At 74.5% G+C, this 20,183-nt stretch carries 22 protein-coding genes and 1 pseudogene; 15 read left to right on the top strand and 8 right to left on the bottom strand.

The window, feature by feature from the left end; all coding sequences use genetic code 11:
• Positions 1-5: 5 nt before the first annotated feature.
• From ABD323_RS02300 to ABD323_RS02325, 6 genes are all read left to right on the top strand, one after another.
• Positions 6-980, top strand: a complete 975-nt coding sequence (locus ABD323_RS02300; RefSeq protein WP_344438401.1) for a DUF4331 family protein — start codon at positions 6-8, stop codon at positions 978-980.
• Between the two features lie 70 nt (positions 981-1,050).
• Positions 1,051-1,689, top strand: coding sequence for a hypothetical protein (locus tag ABD323_RS02305; protein ID WP_344438403.1), 639 nt, complete (start codon positions 1,051-1,053; stop codon positions 1,687-1,689).
• Positions 1,690-1,851: 162 nt separating this feature from the next.
• The gene (locus ABD323_RS02310) at positions 1,852-2,724 is read left to right on the top strand and encodes a DUF1906 domain-containing protein (RefSeq protein ID WP_344438405.1); all 873 of its coding nucleotides are present in this window, start codon (positions 1,852-1,854) and stop codon (positions 2,722-2,724) included.
• 72 nt (positions 2,725-2,796) lie between these two features.
• Complete coding sequence (locus ABD323_RS02315) at positions 2,797-3,756, top strand: class I SAM-dependent methyltransferase (protein ID WP_344438407.1); 960 nt, start codon at positions 2,797-2,799, stop codon at positions 3,754-3,756.
• Positions 3,753-4,364, top strand: coding sequence for a hypothetical protein (locus tag ABD323_RS02320; protein WP_344438409.1), 612 nt, complete (start codon positions 3,753-3,755; stop codon positions 4,362-4,364). The genes ABD323_RS02315 and ABD323_RS02320 overlap by 4 nt, the downstream gene beginning before the upstream one ends.
• A gap of 24 nt (positions 4,365-4,388) precedes the next feature.
• On the top strand, positions 4,389-5,225 hold the full coding sequence (locus ABD323_RS02325) for a hypothetical protein (protein ID WP_344438412.1): 837 nt from the start codon (positions 4,389-4,391) through the stop codon (positions 5,223-5,225).
• Positions 5,226-5,380: 155 nt separating this feature from the next.
• On the opposite strand, the gene ABD323_RS02330 is transcribed toward ABD323_RS02325, so the two are convergent.
• The 3 genes from ABD323_RS02330 to ABD323_RS02340 all read right to left on the bottom strand — a co-directional run bounded on the left by ABD323_RS02330 (position 5,381) and on the right by ABD323_RS02340 (position 7,516).
• Positions 5,381-5,695 carry a hypothetical protein gene (locus ABD323_RS02330; RefSeq protein WP_344438414.1) on the bottom strand — a complete coding sequence of 105 codons (315 nt, stop codon included), beginning with the start codon at positions 5,693-5,695 and terminating at the stop codon, positions 5,381-5,383.
• Positions 5,696-5,943: 248 nt separating this feature from the next.
• Positions 5,944-6,426: a cupin domain-containing protein gene (locus tag ABD323_RS02335; RefSeq protein ID WP_344438417.1), complete on the bottom strand. Its 483-nt coding sequence runs from the start codon at positions 6,424-6,426 to the stop codon at positions 5,944-5,946.
• 118 nt (positions 6,427-6,544) lie between these two features.
• On the bottom strand, positions 6,545-7,516 hold the full coding sequence (locus ABD323_RS02340; RefSeq protein ID WP_344438419.1) for a patatin-like phospholipase family protein: 972 nt from the start codon (positions 7,514-7,516) through the stop codon (positions 6,545-6,547).
• 62 nt (positions 7,517-7,578) lie between these two features.
• Here ABD323_RS02340 and ABD323_RS02345 point away from each other — a divergent pair, with 62 nt between their 5' ends.
• Positions 7,579-8,139 (top strand): TetR family transcriptional regulator, encoded by a 561-nt coding sequence (locus ABD323_RS02345; protein ID WP_344438421.1) that lies wholly within the window; start codon positions 7,579-7,581, stop codon positions 8,137-8,139.
• Positions 8,140-8,184: 45 nt separating this feature from the next.
• Here ABD323_RS02345 and ABD323_RS02350 read toward each other — a convergent pair whose 3' ends face one another.
• Positions 8,185-8,634, bottom strand: coding sequence for a MarR family winged helix-turn-helix transcriptional regulator (locus ABD323_RS02350; RefSeq protein WP_344438423.1), 450 nt, complete (start codon positions 8,632-8,634; stop codon positions 8,185-8,187).
• A gap of 100 nt (positions 8,635-8,734) precedes the next feature.
• On the opposite strand from ABD323_RS02350, the gene ABD323_RS02355 reads away from it, so the two are divergent.
• The 3 genes from ABD323_RS02355 to ABD323_RS02365 all read left to right on the top strand — a co-directional run bounded on the left by ABD323_RS02355 (position 8,735) and on the right by ABD323_RS02365 (position 10,898).
• Positions 8,735-9,160 (top strand): nuclear transport factor 2 family protein, encoded by a 426-nt coding sequence (locus ABD323_RS02355; RefSeq protein ID WP_344438426.1) that lies wholly within the window; start codon positions 8,735-8,737, stop codon positions 9,158-9,160.
• Between the two features lie 390 nt (positions 9,161-9,550).
• Entirely contained in the window at positions 9,551-10,282 is a 732-nt protein-coding gene (locus ABD323_RS02360) for a spermidine synthase family protein (protein ID WP_344438428.1), read from the top strand.
• A gap of 40 nt (positions 10,283-10,322) precedes the next feature.
• Positions 10,323-10,898, top strand: a complete 576-nt coding sequence (locus ABD323_RS02365; RefSeq protein ID WP_344438431.1) for a HEAT repeat domain-containing protein — start codon at positions 10,323-10,325, stop codon at positions 10,896-10,898.
• A gap of 43 nt (positions 10,899-10,941) precedes the next feature.
• Here the strand turns inward: ABD323_RS02365 and ABD323_RS02370 are convergent, their stop codons facing one another.
• Positions 10,942-11,880 carry a DUF6891 domain-containing protein gene (locus tag ABD323_RS02370; protein ID WP_344438433.1) on the bottom strand — a complete coding sequence of 313 codons (939 nt, stop codon included), beginning with the start codon at positions 11,878-11,880 and terminating at the stop codon, positions 10,942-10,944.
• A 42-nt stretch (positions 11,881-11,922) separates the two neighbouring features.
• Complete coding sequence (locus ABD323_RS02375; RefSeq protein ID WP_344438435.1) at positions 11,923-12,612, bottom strand: SIMPL domain-containing protein; 690 nt, start codon at positions 12,610-12,612, stop codon at positions 11,923-11,925.
• A 126-nt stretch (positions 12,613-12,738) separates the two neighbouring features.
• On the opposite strand from ABD323_RS02375, the gene ABD323_RS02380 reads away from it, so the two are divergent.
• On the top strand, positions 12,739-13,329 hold the full coding sequence (locus ABD323_RS02380) for a maltokinase N-terminal cap-like domain-containing protein (RefSeq protein ID WP_344438437.1): 591 nt from the start codon (positions 12,739-12,741) through the stop codon (positions 13,327-13,329).
• Between the two features lie 51 nt (positions 13,330-13,380).
• On the opposite strand, the gene ABD323_RS02385 is transcribed toward ABD323_RS02380, so the two are convergent.
• Together ABD323_RS02385 and ABD323_RS02390 are read right to left on the bottom strand one after the other, a co-directional pair.
• Positions 13,381-14,586 carry a DUF6545 domain-containing protein gene (locus ABD323_RS02385; protein ID WP_344438439.1) on the bottom strand — a complete coding sequence of 402 codons (1,206 nt, stop codon included), beginning with the start codon at positions 14,584-14,586 and terminating at the stop codon, positions 13,381-13,383.
• The gene (locus ABD323_RS02390) at positions 14,579-15,115 is read right to left on the bottom strand and encodes a hypothetical protein (RefSeq protein ID WP_344438441.1); all 537 of its coding nucleotides are present in this window, start codon (positions 15,113-15,115) and stop codon (positions 14,579-14,581) included. Before ABD323_RS02390 ends, ABD323_RS02385 begins: the two co-directional genes overlap by 8 nt.
• 246 nt (positions 15,116-15,361) lie before the next feature.
• On the opposite strand from ABD323_RS02390, the gene ABD323_RS02395 reads away from it, so the two are divergent.
• From ABD323_RS02395 to ABD323_RS02410, 4 genes and pseudogenes are all read left to right on the top strand, one after another.
• A complete protein-coding gene (locus ABD323_RS02395) occupies positions 15,362-16,582 on the top strand; it encodes an amidohydrolase family protein (RefSeq protein ID WP_344438443.1) in 1,221 nt (406 codons plus the stop codon).
• Positions 16,583-16,881: 299 nt separating this feature from the next.
• Positions 16,882-18,015: pseudogene (gene tuf, locus ABD323_RS02400) on the top strand (elongation factor Tu); the annotation flags it as partial.
• Positions 18,016-18,579: 564 nt separating this feature from the next.
• Positions 18,580-19,221, top strand: coding sequence for a DUF2461 domain-containing protein (locus tag ABD323_RS02405; protein WP_344438446.1), 642 nt, complete (start codon positions 18,580-18,582; stop codon positions 19,219-19,221).
• A gap of 161 nt (positions 19,222-19,382) precedes the next feature.
• Positions 19,383-20,048, top strand: coding sequence for a hypothetical protein (locus tag ABD323_RS02410; protein WP_344438448.1), 666 nt, complete (start codon positions 19,383-19,385; stop codon positions 20,046-20,048).
• Positions 20,049-20,183: the final 135 nt, after the last annotated feature.

Genomic DNA, 20,183 nt, shown 5'->3' on the forward strand with positions numbered 1-20,183 from the left:
GGCGCATGTCCCACCACCTCAGCGGCCCTCAGCTCCGCTCCCCCATGGACGACGCCCGCCTCGACCTCACCGACCTGTTCGCCTTCACCGTTCCGGGCGGGTCCACCGTCCTGATCATGAACGTCCACCCGATCGCCCCCGCCGAGGGTGCGCACTTCCACCCCGATGCCGTCTACCGCATCAACGTCGACACCGACGGCGACCACCAGGCCGACGTCGCCTTCAGTTTCGTCTTCTCGCCGTTCGAGGACGGGCGGCAGAGCGTCACCGTCCACCGGGCCACCGGGGTGCAGGCCCGCGCCCACGAGGCCGACGGCCAGGTGCTCTTCCGCCGGGTGCCGGTCGAACTGGGCCTGCGCCACGAGCCGCCGGTCTCCGAGTCCGGGCGGTACCGGTTCTGCGCCGCGCTGCGCAGCGACCCGTTCTTCGCCGACCTGGACGGGATCGTCCGGGACTTCCAGTGGACCGGGGTGGACTGGGGCGCCGACAAGAACGTGCTGGGCCTGGCCCTGGAGGTGCCCGACGCCGAACTGGGCGACCAGCCGACCATCGGCGTCTGGGCACGGGTGAGCCTGCGGCGGGAGGGGCGGCTGATCTCCGTCGACCGCGGCGCGCACCCCTCGCTGACGGCGTACTTCAACGCCGAGGAGGTCAAGGACGCGTACAACGCGGGCGAGCCGACCGACGACTGGGCGACCTACCGCGAGCCGTGGACGGCGGTGCTGCAGCACACCGGCGGCTACGACGCCCAGGCCGCCGAGCAGGCGCTGCACACCATCCTGCCGGACGTGCTGCACTACGACCGCAGCGCACCCGCCGGCTACCCGAACGGGCGCCTGCTCACCGACGACGTCACCTCGGCGCGCCTGGCGATGGTCTCCGGCGGCAAGGTCACCGGCGACCACATCGGCCCGCACACCGACCTGTTGGCGCACTTCCCCTACCTCGGCCCGCCGCACCCCACGCCGCCGGCGGCCTGAGCCCTCGACACCGGACCGGCGGGCGGGGGCAGTTGAGCGGCTGTCCGGGGTCGGTGCCACAATCTCCGCCATGTCACAGGAAACTGACGATCTTCCCTGGATATCGGTCAAGGGCGACACCAGCGCGGCCAGGGGCCTGCTGCTCAAGGCGTCGCCCGTCATCCTCTTCGGCATGGTCCGCATCGGCCTGCTGATGGCGCGGGGGCGCGGCAGCTCGGCCGGGGCCGGCCCGGCCGGGCTGGTGATGGCGGTGGTCGCGGTCGCCGTCCCGCTGGTGTGGCTCGCCGCGCGGCTGGGCCTGCGCGCGGCGAACGCCCGCATCCGGCTGGACGAGGGGCTCCTGACGGTCCGCGACAGCTGGGGCCGCCGGATCCTGAGCACCCCGGTCGAGGACATCACCGGCCTGCACCAGGTGCGCTTGCCGGTCGAGGGCGAGAACAAGTTCCGGATCGTCCTCACCTCGCGGGACGCCAAGCCCCTGATGATCGACGCCCGGCGCTGGCAGCCGGACACCCTGCGTCAGCTGTGGCCGGCGCTGGGCGTGCCCGTGCGCGACCACGGGTTCCTGACCTTCCGTGAGCTGCGGTCGCGGCTCCCCGGGGTGCGGGTGCCCTGGCACCAGGCGCACGCGGTGCTCTTCGCGGTGTTCATCGTGATCGTGACCATCGCGTACGTCGCGCTGATCGTGAACCTCCCCTTCCTGCTCTGACCCGCGGGCGGCCGGCCCGGCGGACAGCCGGACAGCCGGGGCGCCCGGGGCGCCCGGGGTCCGTCCGCCTGGCGGTACGACCGCCGCCGGACGGGTTGGCTTCGCCCCCCGTCCGGCGCGCGGGCCCTCGTCCGTCCCGACGGCCCGGCAGAGTCCGGTCCTGTGCGCCACTTCCTCAGACAAGCCGCGCTCACCGCGGCCACCCTCGTCCTGCTGCTCCCCGCCGGCGCCGCCGAGGCGGCGCCCGGTACCGCCGGGCCCGCCGACGGCGCCGGCCGCGCCGGCGGCCCGGCCGGGGCCGCCAAGCCCGACCGGCGAGCCTCGGAGGTCACCCACGGCCTCGGGTTCGAGGCCTGCACCGCGCCCCCGCTGGACACCATGCGGACCTGGTGGGACGACTCCCCCTACAGCGCGGTCGGCATCTACAGCAGCGGCAGCCAGCGCGCCTGCGGGCAGCCGCGGTTGACCGCCGACTGGGTGCACCAGGCGCTGGCCATGGGCTGGCGGCTGATCCCCACCCACGTCGGCCGCCAGGCGCCCTGCAACGGCGACGCGCCGCAGAGCGGGCGCCTCGACCCCGCCCACGCCACCGAGCAGGGCCGCGCGGAGGCCGACGAGGCGGTGGCCGGCCTCACCGCGCTGGGCCTGGGCCCCGGCAACCCGGTCTACCTGGACATCGAGTCCTACCCCGGCGGGAACGACCCCACCTGCGTGCGCGCCGTCGTCGACGCCGTGCTCGGCTGGACCGACGAGCTCCACCAGGCGGGCTACCTGGCCGGCTTCTACTCCAGCGTCGACTCCGGCGTCCACGACCTGATCGCCGCCGTCCGGGCCGGCCGCTCCCCCGCCCCCGACGTCCTGTGGTACGCCCGCTGGGACCACGCGGCCGACACCGCCGGCAGCGGCACGGTCCCGGACGACCTGTGGGCCGACCAGCAGCGGATCCACCAGTACGACGGCGACGTCCGGGAGACCTGGGGCGGCGTCACCCTCAACATCGACCGCGACCGGCTCGACGCCCCGAGCGCCGGCTGACCCCCTGGCCCGCCGACTCACCGACCACGTGGGCGACTCGGGGAGCGCCGGGGCCCGTTAGGGTTCTCGACCGTGCCCCACCTTGAGATATCCGACCTGATCACCGTCACGGACCCGCACAGCGGCGCCCGCCTGCCGGTCCACCGGGCCGAGGTCGTCGAGCAGTTGAACGCCTGCGGCAACCGGCGCGCGGCCCGCATCGTGGCCGCGCTGCCGGCCGGACCCGACGGCGTGCTCGACCCGCTCGCCGTGGACCGGACGATGATCAGCGTGCACACCGAACTCCAGCGGCTCAGCCAGGAGCTGCGGATCGGCGACCGCCTGGTCCACCTGCTCGCCCCGCTGCTCGCCGCCGTCCGGGCCGGCGCCGCGGACCCCGGGCCGCTGCGGGTGGTCGACATCGGATGCGGCCTCGGCTACCTGCTGCGCTGGCTGGCGGCCACCGGCGCGCTGGGGCCGGACGTCGAACTCGTCGGCGCCGACCTCGACGCCGCGCTCGTAGGCGAGGCCGACCGGCTGGCCCGCGCCGAGCGACTCGCCTGCCGCTTCGTGCACGGCAACGCCTTCGACCTGCCGGAGGCCGCCACCGTCTACATCTCCACCGGGGTGCTGCACCACTTCCCCGCCGACGCGCTGGCGGACTTCTTCCACGCCCAGGCCGCCTCGCCCGCGCTCGCCTTCTGCCACTACGACATCGCCGTCCACCGGCTCGCCCCGATCGGTGCCTGGGTCTTCCACCGGGCCCGGATGCGCCACCCGCTCGGCCGCCACGACGGCGCCGCCTCGGCCCGTCGCGCCCACGGTGACGCGACCCTGCTGCGCGCCGCGACGGTCCCGGGCATGCGACCGCTGCTGTACGAGCCGCGCACCCTGGCCAACCCGTTCTGCACCACCCTGCGCCCCGTCATCGGCGTCCGACCGCACCTGGAGGCCCCGCTGCGCCAGGCGCTCGGCCGCGCCTCCCGCCGGCTGGTGGGCCCCGAACAGTTCGCGGCGACGGGCCGCGACCGGCTCGCCGGAGCCGTCCGATGACCCCCGCCGTGCCGCTCGCCGCCCTCGGCCTGATCGACGCGGCGTTCAGCGGCTTCCGCGCCTACGCCGGCCGCGACGCCCGGATCCGCCGGTTCCGGGCCACCGCCAGGGCGGCCCTGCGCGGCCTGGCGGTCGGCGCCGTCCTGCTGCTGGTCCCCGCCCTCCGTTCCCGCGCCCCTGCCGGGGCGCCCCTGCGCGCCCTGGCGACCGGCGCCGTCCTGCTGCTGGCCCCCGCCCCCGCGGCCGGCGGCGTCCTGCTGGCGGCCGCCGACCGCCCGCGGACCTACGCCCTGCTGACCCACGGCGGCACCGGTTACCTGCTCCCGCTCGCGCTGTACGCCGCCCTGGTGCTGCTCTCGCTCGCCGCCTACTTCCTGCTGCCGTTCCGCGCCGGCACCCTCGCCGTCGTGGTCGGCCTGGGCCCCCTGACCCTCCTGCGCCCCCTGGTCGTCGCCCTCGCCTGCGCCGCCGCCCTGGCCAACGGCGGCGGCCCGCCCAGCCTCCTGGTCGGCACGGTCGCCGCCCTCGCCGTCCTGCTCGTCGGCCCGCTGGTCCACCACCGCTGGTACCGCGAGGTCCTGCCCCCGGAACCCATCGCGACGCGCTGAGGTCGCTCTGGTAGAGATGGCCGCGTGATCACGAACCCCTCGCCCCTGGCGGCCGCACGAGCCGCCGCGTTCCACCGCCTGTCCCGGCCCGGGTACCGGGGACCGCTGGTGCTGGCCGCCCTGCTGGCCACCGTCGCCGCGGCCCCGGACGGCCTCGCGCACGAGGCCGTGGTGGCGGGAACGGCGACGGCCGGCCTGCTCGTCATGGTGCCGGTCACGCTGCTCACGCCCGTCGCGGTGCCGGTCGCGGTCGTCCTCGCCCTCGCCTTGGCGGGACTCGCCGCGTCACCCGCCGCACGTAGCCGCGCACGAACCTACGGTCGCCGGCTCCACCGGCCGGGCGACAGCGCACTGCTGGGCATCGCCCTGGCGTCGGGCGCCGTCGTGCTGGGATCCAGCGTGCCCGGTCAGGACTACGGCCTGCTCGGCGCCGGCCTGGCCACCCTCGCCCTGCTGCCGTTCGGCTGGCTCGCCCGGCAGGCCAGGCACCGGACCTCCGCCCCACGGGGCCTCTGGCGCTGGGCCGCGGTCCCGCTGCTGGTCGGGACCGCGGCACTGCTGGTCGGCCACGACGTCCCCCGCGAAGCCCGGTTCGCGCTCGCCCGCCCCGCACTCACCTCCGCCGCCGAGCACGCCCTGACCACCGGCTCGACCGACCGCGCCCCGACCTGGATCGGCGGCTACCCCGTGCAGGACGCCGAACTGACCGATGGTGGAGTGAAGTTCACCCTCTCGGGCTCCGGCATCTTCGCCCGCCACGGCTACGCCTACTTCCCGCCGGGCGGCCCGACCCGGCACCGCGACCGCTACACGCAGCTCACCGGCACCTGGTACACCTGGTCGGGCCCCGACCACTTCTGACCCCCACCCGACGGTCGTCCCCCTCAGAAGCCGGCCGCAAGGCTCCCCGCACTCTCTCGCCGCGGACGCGGGAGCGTTCGCGAGGTCGGGTGGCCGGGACGTCGGGGTGGCGGGCGTCGGCGTTGCGTGCCGGCGAACCCCTGCGGTCGGAGCACCTAGGGTTCGAGCCAGTAGTCCTGCTGGTGGGGCACGAGGGTGCCGGTCCGCTCTTCGACCTCCTGGTCCGACAGATCCCCGCCGAGCCCGGACCAGCGACAGAGGCGCTTGGCCTCGCCCAGCGTCATGTCGAAGGCGTCGTGCAGGTAGCCGATCACGCCGAAGTCAGTGGCTCCGGGGTCGTCGCAGGGAGCGAGCTTCGACACCAGGAGGCGCAGGACGGCCACCACCGACTCCTCGCTCCGCCAGCAGTCATGAAGCTCCAGCGCGACCGGCCAGCGCTTCTCCCAGTACTCCTCCGGAGTCACTCTCACCCTCCCGACTTCATGGAGTTGACGACGAATTCAGCGTAGTTCCCGGGAGTGCCGGGTCCTGCTCTCCCAGTCGATCGCCGAATCGACACCGAGGACTCCCGGTTGGCAGCCGGTTCCAGCATCTGCTCGGCCCTGTCACCGTAGCCGTTGCCACCGGCAGTCCGCACGGAGGCGAATTCCACCGCGCAGCAGTGAGGTTGTGGGGCCGCTCCGCCAAGGGAGCGGCCCCACGACCTCACCTCGGGATTTCACGCCTCCCAGAGCGGGCTGGGGCGGAAGTGGTTGTCGAAGCGCTCCTGCGAGTCCAGGAGCTCCTGCGGGCTCGCCTGGCCGCGCTGGATCCGTTCGATCAGCCGGAAGTACTCGAAGCGGTCCGCGCCCGGCATCAGGAAGAGCAGGTCCACCCCCGTGTCGGCCGGGGTGCGGAAGGCGTGCACGGCTCCCGGCGGCACGAGCAGGAAGTCGCCGTCGCGCGCGGTGACCAACTGCTCGCCGATCAGCACCTCCAGACCGCCCTCGATGACGAAGAAGATCTCGGGGGACTTCCGGTGGAAGTGCGGGGTCGGCCCCGCCGTGCCCCGGCCCATCCTGGTGCGGATCGCACTGAGCGCTCCCGCGGTGTCGCTGCCGTCGGCGAGCAACTGCAGGGTGGCGGGGGCGGATCCGAGCAGTTCCGCCTCACTCGCGCGCACCAGCAGGGGTTCCACGGCGTTCGGGTCGATCATGGTCATGGGTACCGCTCCTCCACTCGGGACGTCCCCCTGCGGGACACCCTCCGCCACAGGACAGCGCAGCGGTCCGATCCGTGACGGACCCCGCGGCCCGCCGGTCCGGATCAGGCGTCAGGCGTCAGGCGTCGCGCCCGGCGGCCGTCGCCTGCCGGGCCTCTCGCTCCGCCGCGGCCTGCCAGGCGGGGCGCAACTGCTGGGCGGCGTCGGCGGCCTGGCGCAGCCCGGCCTGGTAGGCGGGCTCCCAGGCCGATCGGTCGTTCAGGTCCGGGCCGAACGCGCGCAGCGAGGCCGGGTCGGGCTCGACGGTCACCGCGACGCGGGCCCCGGCGGTCGCCAGCTCCCGCCGGAGCCGCTCACGGGGGAACAGGTGCGCCTGCGGGTCGACCACGACGAGCGTGTGGGCACCGGCCGCGAGGTCGGCGTTGGTGGCCGAGCGCAGGGCTCCGTCCATGAAGCGGCGACCGTTGACGGTGATCGGCGGGTAGCTGCCCGGAAAGGCCGTGCTCGCCGCCACGGCGGACAGCAGCGGCGCACCGTCGGCGCCGTCGAAGACCACCGGCCGACCGGTCTCGGCGTCCATCGCGGTGATGAGCAGCCGCCGGTCCGGCCAGCGGTCGGCGGCGCCGAGCATGGCGCTGACACGGGCGAGGTGCGCCTGCTCGAGGCCGGTCTCGGCGGCGAGGGCGATCCGGCCCACCCGGCGCCAGGCCTCGGCCGGGTTCGCGGCCGCCTCGCCGAGCACGGCGAACACCTCACCGAGCCGGCGCCCGTCCACCCGCACCGGGGCGGCGTCGGAGCCGGTGGGGCGCACGGGGGCGGCCAGCCGCTCGGGGGGCCCGCCGGTGGCGAGCAGGGCGGCCAGGATCGCGCCGGCCGAGGTGCCGACGGTCAGGTCGGCCTCGGCGAGGTCCACCCCGGCCCGGCGCAGCCCGCTCGCCAGCCCGGCCGTCCAGGCGGTGCCGACCAGACCCCCACCGCCCAGCACGAGCGCCCTCCCGGGTGACCGGTCGAGCGGCTGGTCCTGTGACCGGTCCCCTGCCTGGTCATGTGCCTGGTCGAGTGCGTTCACGGCGGCCCCCTGTGCGTTCATGAAACAGTCGTACCATATACTGACGCGGCTTCACATCCCCATCAGCGAAGGGATGATCCCCCGTGGGGCGACCACCGGATCCCGCCCGGCGGGAGCGCACGCTGGCGCGCGCGACCGACTACGTCCTGGCCCACGGCCTGGCCGGGCTGAGCCTGCGACCGCTCGCCGCGGCGCTCGACACCAGCCCGCGGATGCTGCTCTACGACTTCGGCAGCAAGCAGGAGCTGGTCGCCGCCGTCCTCGCCGAGGCGCGCCGGCGCGGCGCGGCCCGGCTGGCCGGGAATCCGCTGCCGCAGACGGCGTCCGCGCAGGAGCGCCTGCGCGGCCTCTGGGCCTGGATCAGCGCACCGGAGCGGGCGCCGTTCGTCCGGCTCTTCTTCGAGGTGCACGCCGACGGCCTGGCGCACCCAGAGAACTACCCGGAGCAGGCCAGGGCGATCACGGACTGGTTCACCACCCTGGGCGCCACCTTCCACGACCTCGCCACCGGCCCCGACGACACCGTCACCCCGACCCTGCTGATGGCCGTGATCCGCGGCCTGCTCTTCGATCTCACGACCACCGGCGACCGCGCCCGCACCGACCTGGCGCTGGAACGTTTCTGCGCGATGGTGCAGCCGTGACGCGGTCGCGCGGGCTTTCGGCGGCCACCGCGCGGCGGGACGCCGTCAGAGGTCCTGGAAGAGGGAGCTGCCGGCGAACTCCCGCAGCCGGCGGGCGAAGCTCTCCGCCTCACCAGGACCCCACGACCCGACGGACGTCTCGATGCGCACGGCGAGACGGTCCCGGGTGGTCGCGATCGCCTGCCGGCCGCTCTCGGTCAGGGTGAGCAGGGTGGCGCGACGGTCGGCGGGATCGGGCTCCCGGCGCAGCAGGCCGGCCTCCTCCAGGCGGGTGGCGCGGCGGGTGACGCCGGAGCGGTCCAGCCCGATCTCCTCGGCGAGGTCGGCGGCGCTGCGCGGGCCGCTGCGGGCCAGTCCGCTCAACACCGGGTAGGTCACCTCGTCCACCGCCTCCCCCAGGCCCTCGGTGAGGTGCTGGTACAACCGGGCGCGGTTGCTGCGCTTGAGCAGCACCCCTAGCGCCTCGGCGATCTCGTGTCCCACAGCTGTCGACATGACCTCAGTTTAGCGTGCACGGCGCACGCACTATGCGCTACAGTACAGATGCGTGCTCAGCGCACGCAGTTATCCCGCACCGAACCCGAAGGGGACCGCCATGACCTCCACCGCCGCCTGCTCCGACGTCGCCGCCACCCGCACCGACATCGCCACCGCCCTCAACGACCTGCTCTTCACGCCCGGCCTCGACCTGGCCGAGGCCGTGGACCGGCACTTCGCCCCGGACTACCGCCAGCGCACCGACGGCCACTGGGACGACCGCGAGGCCTTCATCACCCACATCGCCCACCTGCGGACCGTCGTCGCCAGTGGCTCGGTCCAAGTCCTCGACGAGCTGGCGCAGGGCGACCGCTACGCGGACCGCCACGTGGTCGACGTCGTCAAGACCGACGGCTCCACGGTCACCATGGAGGTCTACCTCTTCGCCGAGTTCGCCGACGACGGCCGCTTCCGCCGCATCGAGGAGACCACCCTCCTGCTGAGCGGCAGCGAGGCCGACGCCAACCTCGGCAGCGCCCGCTGACCTGCCGACGCGCCCCCGCCGGGAACGCCGGATAACCGGTTGCGGGCGGGGGTCCCGGCTGGCACGCTGCCGCGCATGACGAACCGAGAGGCGGTCTCCGCCATCGCACGATGAGCGGAGCGACGCGGCCCGCGCGCCGGGCACCCGACGCACCATCAGTTCCCCCAGCCGGGCGGCCCGATCGCCGGCCGCTCGGGCAGGACGACTCGGCCTGGGGCGGTCCGCGACCGGCTCCCCCGAAGCGGGTGGGGGCGCACGCGACCGTCCGCGCGCGCTCGGCCGCACGGGTGCGCGGCCGGCCGGCGGTCGGGGCGGTGGGCGGTCTCCGAGAGGGCCTAGAGTCGGAAGGTCCACGAGGGACCGACCACCCGAGAGTCGAGGAGATCAGCGATGTCCGAGTTGCCCACCCGGGACCAGGAGGCACCGGCCGTCGTCCTCGACCGGCGCGACGGGCCCTACGGCGAGGTCGTGCTGCGCCGGCGGGGTGCGGACCACGAGATCATCGCGAACGGCTGTTTCCTGATGGACACCGCCGACGGCCGCTCGGAGCGCCTGCTGATCGACGCCGCGCTGGAACGGCTGACCGGTGGGCGGCCGACCGGTGGACCACTGACCGATGAACGGCCGACCGGTGAGCGGCCGACCGTGCTCATCGGCGGTCTCGGGGTGGGCTTCTCGCTCGCGCACGCGGCGGCCGAACCGCGCTGGGGACGGATCGCGGTGGTCGAGCGGGAGGGGGCGATCATCGACTGGCACCGCGCCGGGCCGCTCGGCGCGATCTCCGCCGGGGCGCTGGCCGACCCCCGGGTCGAGGTGCTGCACACCGACCTGGTCGGCTACCTCGCCACCACCCGGGACCGCTACGACGCGATCTGCCTCGACATCGACAACGGCCCGGACTGGACGGTGACCGAGGCCAACGACGCGCTGTACGGCCCGGCCGGGCTGGCCGCCGCCCGCAGCCGGCTGACCGACCGGGGCGTCCTGGCCGTCTGGAGCGCTCAGCCGTCCCCGGCCTTCGAACGGGCGCTGCGCACGGCCGGGTTCGCCGACGTCCGCACCCTGGAGATCCCGGTCGGCCGGGGCGTGCCGGACGTGGTGCACCTGGCCCGCCGCGCCTGAGGCGCGGCCGGTGACGGTGGGTGGGTGCAGGATGGCGATCATGACCCTGCCCGCACCCACCGACCCCGACCTCGACCTGCACCCCGGCGCGCTGGTCACCCAGGCGTGCGCGCGCCTGGGGCGCCGGACCGTGACCACGTGGTGCGTCGACCTCCTGGCGGGCCGGGTCGCGCCGGACGATCCCCGACAGCCGTCCCTGGGCTGGATCGGTGGCAGGCCGGCCACCGCCGCGCTGCGCACCGGGCGGCTGGCCCGGCCCGAGCAGAACCACTGGCCGCGCGTCTGGGCGGTCCGGGCCCTGCGCTACGCGTGGACGCCCGAGGCCGCTCCGGCGGTCGTCCGGGCCCTGACCGACTCCTCCTGGCGGGTCCGGGAGACGGCCGCGAAGCTGGCCCTGATCCACGAACTGGCCGACTCGGTCGAGCCGCTGGCGGCGCTGACGACCGACCGGGTGGCCCGCGTGCGCGGCGCCGCGCTGCGCGGGCTCGGCGCCCTGTCCGAGAGCGAGCACGCCGAGCTGATCCGCTCGGCCCTCGACGACCCCGAACCGGCCGTGGCGCTCGCGGCCCGCCGGGCGCTGGCCGAGCTCTGCCACCGCCTCGACCGGGAGCTGTGACCCGTGACCGGCAGCGGACCGGGAGCCGGTCTCGCCCTCGCCGTCAGCCGACCAGCCGGCGGCACCAGGCGAGCGGGGTGAGCGTGATCGCCCGCTCCGGATCGCCGCTCCACTCCACCGGCAACCCGTGCTCCCGCAGAACCGCCGCCACCTCGTGCCCGATGGCCCGCGTCGTCTCCGCCGACCCGTCGAACCCGCCGTACAGAAGTGTCAGCCCGTTCCCGGCCACCGCCGAGTCGGTGCACTGGCTGTGGAAGTACACGAAGCCGCGCGCGTCCGGGGAGCCCGCCGCGCCGATCTCCGCCTGCCCGCAGGTCCGGCAGCAGGTGAAGTTCTCCTCCGCGGTGATGCCCGCCTTCCGCAGCGCCTCGAACGCCCGGGCCAGCCGCTCCGGATCCGTCTCGCCCTCCCATCCGGCCTGCTCGGCCAGCCGCTCCCGCCACAGCCGGTCGGCCAACTGCCATGCCTGCGCGGGCGAGAGCGGCCGTTCGTCGTCGGTGGCGAGGTACTCCTCCGCGGCCTCGGCCAGCTCCGCCCGGGTGGCGTAGCCGCCGGCCAGCAGTGTGCCGACGTGTTCCGTCAGCTCCTGCCACTCGTCCTCGTCGAGACCGGGTGGGAGGTCGGGATCGGCGTCGGACGACTCGGCCACGGCCGGGCCCAGGTCCAGCCGCTCCCAGGCCAGTCCGGCGTCCCAGCCCTCCCGCCGGCGCGCCCAGCCGGTCATGGCCGCGATCACCGGCTCCGGCCCGTCGAGCATCACCTGGTAGTGCCGCTCGGGTGCGCCGTCGCGGTGCTCCAGCTGGTAGTCGCCCGCTGTCGTGCGCAACACCTGGACGTAGACGTCCGGTTGGTCGGGGAGCCGCTCGGCGATCAGGAACGTGTCGCCCGCACCACCGATCCGGCGGACCAGGGCGGCCAGGTCGTCGGCGGTGATCCGGGCCCGGGGCGGACCGGTCTCTGTCGTCACGGTGATCGCAAGCATGCCGCCCACTGTGGCACGGGCCACCCACAACCGGCCCCGGCCTCAGGAAAGCTCCGGGGGACGCAGGGTGAAGCGGGCCACCACCGTGGCGCGCACGGTCTGCTCGACCGGGCGCAGGTCCAGCTCCGGACTCTTCTTGAACGAGCCGAGCGAGCCGTAGGACACCGCGGCGTGCACCGGCCCGCGGTTCCCGGAGGCGACATAGCTCTCGCCCTCCCCCAGGCCCTGGTCGGCCAGGCTCACCAGGCCGGTCAACTCCGATCCCAGGGCGCTCGCGTACTGCCGCGCCCGGAGCACCGCCGCCTGCACCGCCTGGGTGCGGGCCTGCTCGTGGACCGGATGGTCACGGCGCAACCGCCAGGTCGGCCCGGCCACGGTGCCGTGCTCCAGACCGGCCAGCGCGACGACGATGTCCCCGAGCCGCTCGAACTCGACCACGGTGACCTCCAGTTCGGCGCCGCCGCCATATCCGGTGATCTTCTCTGCGCCACGCCGGGAGTCGGAGCGTTCGGGGTTGATCCACAGGGCGCCGTCCGCGACCCGCTCCACGGCCGCGCCGTACGGGTCGAGCAACGAGCGGGCGGCCCGCAGCTCCTCGGCCAGCAGGCGCACGACGGAGCCGCGCTCCCTGCCCTGGATCTGGACCGTCAGGTGCAGGTCGGCGTGGTCCGGCTCGACCTCCAACTCGGCCTCGCCGTATACGGTGACGGTGGGACGTGCTGCTGATTCCATGCCGGGCAGTCTGCCACCGCGCGGCCGCGGGTCGCGCCGGGCATCCGGGTCGGCCCGGGGCCTCGGCGGTAGGTTGCCCCATGGTCCGTCAGCCGGCGGATCCGCCCGACCCGTGGAAGAGCTCGCATGGCCACCATTCAGAACACCACCGTCACGCCGACGAAGCTGGAACTCCTCACCGAGTGGCTGCCGGCCCAACCCTGGTACGTGGCCCACGCCGGAGCCCCGGACCTGGTCAAGGGCGGCGGATTCCGGCTGGACGATCCGCGGGGGGAGGTCGGGATCGAGTTCCTGGTGGTCGTCGACCGCGCCGCCCCCGAACCGGTGGCCTACCTGGTGCCGCTGGGCTACCGGGGCGTCGCGCTCGACGGCGCCGGGCGCGAGGCCCTGGTCGGCACCTGCGAGCACGGGGTGCTCGGCACCCGGTGGGTCTACGACGGCGCCCACGATCCCGTGGTGAGCGCGCAGTTGCGGGAGCTGCTGGACGGGCGGGCGGTGCCGCAGCACCAGAACGAGAGCGACACCCCCGACCCCACCGTCCGCCTCCACGGCACCGCCACCGCCACCGACGGCACCGGCACGCGCCCGGTCGAGATCCAGCGGGTCCTGAGGCCGGCCGAGGTCGACGAGGCGGCGCCCCGGCACCTCGTCGCCGGCTGGACCCGGCCCGACGGCACCCCCGCCCGCGGGGTCTTCGCGACCACCGGCCGGGAGTGACCGCGCGACGGCGCGACCGCAGGACCGCACGACCGCACGACCGCAGGGATCCTAGAACGCGCTCGGCTCGGCGCTCGGGTGGTCCGTGCGGTCGGCGAAGGCGCGGACCGGCTCCGAGCGCAGGGCCCGGTGCAGCTCCAGCAGACGGCGGACCTCGTGCTGCACGGTGGACTGGCTCGCGTCCGTCTGCGGGAGCAACTCCTCGCCGAGCTCACCGAGTTCCTCGTGCAGCTTGGGCTCGTCCGCCAGCGCCTGGCGGCGCGTCACCTCGATCCAGCACGCCATGGCGAGCGGCTGTCCGCCGCCGGCCGCCGCCGCGTGCCCGGCGGCCCGGGTCAGCAGCTGCGGGGAGGCCCAGCCGTCGTGCAGGTAGGCGATGCTGTCGCGGATGTCGATGACCCGCTGGTGCAGGTGCTCCCAGGCGTCGCCCGGCGTCAACAGCTCGGCGAGCCGGGCCTGCGGGGCGGTCAGCACCAGCTCCGGCGTGGCCTCCCGCAGCAGCAGCCACAGGGCGTGCAGGCGCTGGCGGCGGTAGCGGTACAGCACGGCCTTGCGCAGCGGTTCGAGCGCGGCCAGCGAGCAGCCGAGGGCGACCAGCACGAAGCGCGCGAAGGAGCACCAGAAGCCGGCCAGGGTGAGCGTCGGCGAGGCGTGCGGGTCGAACCAGCGCACCGCCCGGATCACCTGGTAGGGCACCTCCGCCGTGCAGCCGACCGCCAGGGCCAGCATGCTCAGCCGCAGCACCGCGCTGCGCATGGTGACGCCGTGCCACCAGAAGAGCGCGGCCGCGCCCACCGCCGTGATCAGGCCGTAGCTGCTCCAGGCGATCGCGTAGCCGACCCACCAGCCGTGCGCCTGGGCGCCGAAGCGGTCGTGCGCCGGGGTGAGCGCGAAGAAGAGCACGGCCAGTGCGGCCATGGTGGCCGCGCAGGCGAGCGGGGCGCGGCGCAGCCAGGTCGGCGTGCGGTGCCCGGCGCCGTGCAGCGCGACGGCGAACCACCAGACGGTCGCGAAGTCGGTCAGCGCCACCAGGGCGACGGCCAGTTCGGCCGCGGCGGGGATCTGGGTGGTGCGGTCGATCCAGTGCCCGACCGGTGCCTGGATCGCCAGCGCGCCGCCGGCCAGCATGAAGAGCACCGCCCAGACCGGGCGGTGCGAGGAGCGTCGCAGGGCGGGCAGGCGCACCGCCAGGACGGTCCAGACGATCAGCAGGATGACGCCGCGCAGCGTCTCCACCCAACTCGGGACGTCATGCACGGCCGGCTCCCAACCACTGTTCGGCGCGCCGCTCCACGGCGCTGACCCGGTCGGCCGGGAGCTGGCCCGCGCGGCGCAGCACCATCGAGGCGAAGGTCTCCGCGAGCTCCTCCTCGACGTTGTTGCACGCCGCGCTGCGGGCCCGCGCGGCGGCGGGGCCCTGCTCCGGGTCCTGCTCGTCCTGCTCCCCCGGCTCGCCCTGCGTGCTCCGCGCCTCCTGCGCGCTCTGCTCGGCCAGCTCCTGCGGGCTCACGCCGTGGCCGGCCAGCAGGTGGCAGATCTCGTGCAGGATGATGTGGTCCCGGTAGTACCCGGTCGCCGACGAGCGGTAGAGGACGCGGTCGCCGACCCCGTCGTCGTACCAGAGCCCGAACGGCAGGCCCGGCAGGTCGACGGGGTGCACCGTGAGCGGCCGGCCGCGCTGCTGCGCGAGCGCGTCGCAGAGCTCCTCGATGCCCCACGGCCGGGGGAGGTCGGGCAGTTTCGCCATGAGCCCGGCGGCGACGGCCCGCACATGCCTGTTGGTCACGAGCTCAGCCCTTCCTGGCCTCTGCGGGCATCTCCTGCTCATCGTTCTTCCCCCAAGCCCCCGTTGCCCCCGTCGATCCACGAAAGTGTACATGCCAGCAATCACGGGAACGATCAGTGCCGATCGGGGCGTTGGGACGGTGATCGCACACCCCTGCGACAGTATCGCCCAAGTGGGCGTGCCGTCGGTCGATCTGATGGAACGTCAGAATCGTTGTAGAGAACCGCCGTACCTTGGGAGCACTTCGTGGACGACCCCCGCCTGGCCATCCGCGCGGCCCGGCTCTTCGACGGCCTGGCGGCGGTGGGCGGACCCGTCCTGGTCCTGCTGGAGGGCGGACGGATCACCGACGTCGACCTCACCGGCGCCAACCCCCCGCCCGGCGTGCCGCTGACCGACCTCGGCGACGCCACCCTGCTGCCGGGCCTGGTGGACGCGCACAGCCACCTGGTCTTCGACCCGCACGGCAACGCCGAGCGGCAGCTGCTGCAGGAGGACGACGCCACCGTGCTGGCCCGGGCCCGCGCGCAGGCCGCGCAGGCGCTGCGCGCCGGGATCACCACCGTGCGGGACCTGGGCGACCGCGGCTACCTGACGCTGCGGCTGCGAGCCGAGTTCGCCCGCCACGCCGAGGGCGGCGCCGGGGCCGCCGCCGGCCCCCACCTGGTCACCGCCGGCCCGCCCATCACCACGGCGGGCGGCCACTGCTGGTACCTGGGCGGCACCGCGGACGGCGTCGACGAGGCACTGGCGGCGGTCGCCGACCGGGCCCGCGCGGGGGTGGACCTGGTCAAGGTGATGGCGACCGGCGGGATGTCCACCGCCGGCTCGAACCCGGGCGGCTCGCAGTACGACCGCGCCGCCCTGCGGGCCCTGACCCGGGCCGCCCACGCGGGCGGACTGCCCGTCACCGCCCACGCGCACGCGGCCGGCGGGATCGCCGACGCGGTCGCCGCCGGGGTCGACGGCATCGAGCACTGCACCTTCATGACCCCCGCCGGCGTCCGCCCCGACCCCGCGACCGTGGACGCGCTGGCCGCCGCCGGCACCTTCGTGGGCTGCACGGTCGTCAGGCCGCGTGCCGGGATGCCGCCCGAGGTGCTCAGCACCATCGAGCCCTACTGGGAGAACCAGGCCGCCATGCACCGCCGCGGGGTGCGGGTGGTCTGCTGCACCGACGCCGGCATCAACCCGCACAAGCCGCACGACGTGCTGCCCAGCGACCTGGTGTACTTCGCCTCCCAGGTCGCCACCAACACCGAGGCACTCACCTCGGTCACCGCGCTGGCCGCCGAGTCCTGCGGGCTGGGTCACCGCAAGGGCCGGATCGCCCCCGGCTACGACGCCGACCTGCTGGCGGTGGCCGGGAACCCCGTCCACGACATCGGCGCGGTCCTGCGGGTCCGCGCGGTCTACCGGGCCGGCCGCCCGGTCCGCACCGAGCAGCCGCAGCCGGTCACCGGCTGAGCCCCCACCCCCAGGTCCTGACCCACGCTCCGGGCGCGAAAACCGGTGGCCCCGGGGCGGGTCGGGGCAGCAGGATGGTCGACATGTACCAGGACGCCATCGCCGAGTTCCCCGCAGTCGCGGGTGCGATGGCCGCTGCCCTGGCAGTCGCAGCCGCATTCGACGGCGCGTTCGCAGCCGCCATCGGCGGCGCGCGAAGCTGACCTTCCCCGGGAAGTCCCGGGACCTCGGACGGGGAAGGTCGGCCCGTCCCTGAGGTCCCGTCACCATGCTGACGACTCCCGGAGAAGATCACCACCATGGCCAAGCAGGCCTTCGTGCGCACCAAGCCGCACCTCAACATCGGCACCATGGGTCACGTCGACCACGGCAAGACCACCCTCACCGCCGCCATCACCAAGGTCCTCGCCGAGCGCGGCGGCGGCTCGTTCGTCCCCTTCGAGCGGATCGACCGCGCCCCGGAGGAGGCCGCCCGCGGCATCACCATCAACATCGCGCACGTCGAGTACGAGACGGCGGGCCGCCACTACGCCCACGTCGACATGCCCGGGCACGCCGACTTCGTGAAGAACATGATCACCGGCGCCGCCCAGCTGGACGGCGCGATCCTGGTGGTCTCCGCGCAGGACGGGGTGATGCCGCAGACCGCGGAGCACGTGCTGCTGGCCCGTCAGGTCGGCGTCGAGCACGTGGTCGTCGCGCTGAACAAGGCCGACGCCGGCGACCCCGAGCTGCTCGAGCTGGTGGAGCTGGAGGTCCGCGAGCTGCTGACCGCGCACGGCTACGACGGCGCCGCGCTGCCGGTCGTGCGGGTCTCCGGCCTGCGCGCGCTGGAGGGCGACCCGCGGTGGACGGCCGCGCTGTTGGAGCTGCTGGACGCGGTGGACGCCCACGTCCCCACGCCGGTGCGCTACACCGACGCGCCCTTCCTGCTGCCGGTCGAGAACGTGCTCACCATCACCGGCCGCGGCACGGTGGTGACCGGCGCGATCGAGCGTGGCCAGGTGCGCCTGGGCGACCGGGTGGAGGTGCTCGGGTACGGCGGGGACGTGGTCTCCGTGGTCACCGGCGTCGAGACCTTCGGTCGCACGATGGAGTTCGCGCAGGCGGGCGACAACGTCGCACTGCTGCTGCGCGGTGTGCAGCGCGGGCAGGTGCGGCGCGGGCAGGTGGTCAGCGCGCCGTCCGGCACCTCGGTGCACACCCGCTTCACCGCCCGGCTGCACCTGCTCGCCACCGAGCAGGGCGGCCGCCGCACGCCGATCACCAGCGGCTACCGCCCGCAGTTCTACCTGCGGACCGGCGACGTGGTCGGCGACGTGGACCTGGGCGAGGGCGGCGGGCCGGTGCGGCCGGGCGAGAGCGTCGAGGTGACCGTGACGCTCGGCCAGCCCGTGCCGCTGGAGCCCGGCCTGGGCTTCGCCGTCCGTGAGCACGTCGGGCCGGCCGACCTCACGGGGTCGGCCAGCCCGACGCGGCACGGCACAGCACGCCTCGGCCCGGCACGGTCCTGCTCGGCCCGCCCTGACGGAAATCCGCTACCCCCGCGCCGCCCCATCGGGCACCATCGGCGGATGGGCATGTTGGACGCGGTCGCGGGGCGGGTCGCCGCCGGGGCCACCGCGCGGTTCCGGCCGAGCGGCTCCTCGATGACGCCGCTGATCCGCAGCCGGCAGGAGGTCGTGGTCGCCCCGGTGGACCCGGCCCGGCTGGAGGTCGGCGACATCGTGCTGGCCAGGGTCGCCGGGACGGTCTACCTGCACCTGGTCTCGGCCCTCGACCCGGCCCGCCGGCGGGTGCAGATCAGCAACAATCGCGGCCGGGTCAACGGCTGGTCCGGCCACGACCGGGTCTTCGGCATCTGCCTGAGCGTGGACGACCTCCCGCGCCCCGGCGCGGCCGCCAAGGCCCTGAACCCCGCCTGACCGCCCGCCCGAGCCGCCGACGCTCCACCGCCGTGCGCGGCGGCGGTGCGGTGCGGCCGATAGCCTGGTGGGGTGACTTTCGAAGGCTGGCAGGACGAGGCACTGGAGTTCTACGAGCGCCTGGAGATCGACAACTCGAAGACCTTCTGGGCCGAGCACAAGGAGCTCTACGAACGCGCGGTGCGCGAGCCGATGGCGCAGCTGCTGGACCGGCTCGAGCCGGAGTTCGGCCCCGGGAAGATCTTCCGCCCGCACCGGGACGTGCGGTTCAGCGCCGACAAGGCGCCCTACAAGACCCACTGCGGCGCCCACCTGGCGGCCGGCGGCTACATCCAGCTCTCCGCCGACGGCCTGGCCTGCGGCAACGGGATGTACCAGCTGGCCGCCGACCAGTTGGAGCGCTACCGCCGGGCGGTCGCCGAGGACGTGACCGGCGCCGAACTGGAGCGGGTGATCGCCACGGTCACCGGGGCCGGGCCGGTGGTCTCGGGCCGCGACCCGCTGAAGACCGCCCCGCGCGGCTACCCCAAGGACCACCCGCGGATCGCCCTGCTGCGCAACAAGGGCCTGGTCGCCTGGCAGGAGTGGGAACCCGCCGACTGGCTGGGCACCGCGCGGGCCTACCAGCGCGTCGCCACCTTCCTGCGGGCCTCGCAGCCGCTGAAGGACTGGCTCGACGGCCACGTGGGCCCCAGCGAACTGCCGCCGCGTTAGGGCCCGTCCGACTTCCCCGTCGGGCGCGCGGCCGAGCCGATCTCTCCGTTCACGAAGCATGTTGGGCGTGTACGGATGGACCGCCGGGCGAGAAGTGGTAGATGTGACATAAGTCACCTAACGTGACTTATCCTCACTCACCGCTACCGAATGGAAGGCTCATGTCCTCCTGCAGGGTTCGCCCGCGCCGTGCCTTCGGGCTCGCGCTGGCACTGGCCGCTCTCACCCTCTCCGCCACCGGCACCGCCACCGCTCTGACGCCGCACAACGACGGCCACGACACGACCCGGTTCCGCCTGTTCCCCAACACCAAGTTCCTGCCGTGCCTGTCCGCCGACGGCAGGACGCCCCGCGTCGAGGCCGAGGTCCACCGCGGCGACCTGAACGACACCATGGAGATCGAGCTGCACGGCTTCAAGCCCGACCTCGACTTCGACCTGTTCACCGTCCAGCGCAGCAACCAGCTGGCCAACGGCGCACCGGACCCCTCGTTCACCGGCAGCTTCGGCCTGGCCTGGTACCAGTCCGACCTCCACACCGACCACCACGGGGACGGCCGGGCGAGGATCCAGACGATCCTGCTCGACCAGATCTTCGGGTTCGACCCGGACGCGTCCCTGCCGCCCACCAACACCTTCCACGCCGGCTTCTGGTTCAACAAGCCCAGCGACGCGGCAGCTTGCGGCTTCACCGGCAGCACGCCCTTCAACGGCGAGCACAACGCCGGGCCACTGGCCTTCATCACCCGCCCCGACGCGGTCACGGGCCTGGGCCCGCTCTGCACCAAGCCCGACACCTCGACCACCCCGGCCACCTGCAACCCCTGATCCCCGCGGGGCGCACACCGGATGGTGATCACCGGGTGATCCGGGTGGGTCCTTGATCCGGATCACCCGGCGCCCGGAGCCGGAGGCCGGCGGGGCAGCCGTCCGCACCCCCACGCAGCGGGCGGCACCGCCCCG

The sequence above is a fragment of the Kitasatospora nipponensis genome, from assembly GCF_039528135.1.
Classification (GTDB): Bacteria; Actinomycetota; Actinomycetes; order Streptomycetales; family Streptomycetaceae; genus Kitasatospora; species Kitasatospora nipponensis.

Excerpts from the sequence above, each read along its gene's own strand:
- ABD323_RS02300 (WP_344438401.1), top strand. The coding sequence starts at position 6 with ATGTCCCACCACCTCAGCGGCCCTCAGCTCCGCTCCCCCATGGACGAC.
- ABD323_RS02305 (WP_344438403.1), top strand. The coding sequence starts at position 1,051 with ATGTCACAGGAAACTGACGATCTTCCCTGGATATCGGTCAAGGGCGAC.
- ABD323_RS02320 (WP_344438409.1), top strand. The coding sequence starts at position 3,753 with ATGACCCCCGCCGTGCCGCTCGCCGCCCTCGGCCTGATCGACGCGGCG.
- ABD323_RS02335 (WP_344438417.1), bottom strand. The coding sequence starts at position 6,426 with ATGACCATGATCGACCCGAACGCCGTGGAACCCCTGCTGGTGCGCGCG.
- ABD323_RS02340 (WP_344438419.1), bottom strand. The coding sequence starts at position 7,516 with ATGAACGCACAGGGGGCCGCCGTGAACGCACTCGACCAGGCACATGAC.
- ABD323_RS02350 (WP_344438423.1), bottom strand. The coding sequence starts at position 8,634 with ATGTCGACAGCTGTGGGACACGAGATCGCCGAGGCGCTAGGGGTGCTG.
- ABD323_RS02355 (WP_344438426.1), top strand. The coding sequence starts at position 8,735 with ATGACCTCCACCGCCGCCTGCTCCGACGTCGCCGCCACCCGCACCGAC.
- ABD323_RS02360 (WP_344438428.1), top strand. The coding sequence starts at position 9,551 with ATGTCCGAGTTGCCCACCCGGGACCAGGAGGCACCGGCCGTCGTCCTC.
- ABD323_RS02365 (WP_344438431.1), top strand. The coding sequence starts at position 10,323 with ATGACCCTGCCCGCACCCACCGACCCCGACCTCGACCTGCACCCCGGC.
- ABD323_RS02370 (WP_344438433.1), bottom strand. The coding sequence starts at position 11,880 with ATGCTTGCGATCACCGTGACGACAGAGACCGGTCCGCCCCGGGCCCGG.
- ABD323_RS02375 (WP_344438435.1), bottom strand. The coding sequence starts at position 12,612 with ATGGAATCAGCAGCACGTCCCACCGTCACCGTATACGGCGAGGCCGAG.
- ABD323_RS02380 (WP_344438437.1), top strand. The coding sequence starts at position 12,739 with ATGGCCACCATTCAGAACACCACCGTCACGCCGACGAAGCTGGAACTC.
- ABD323_RS02410 (WP_344438448.1), top strand. The coding sequence starts at position 19,383 with ATGTCCTCCTGCAGGGTTCGCCCGCGCCGTGCCTTCGGGCTCGCGCTG.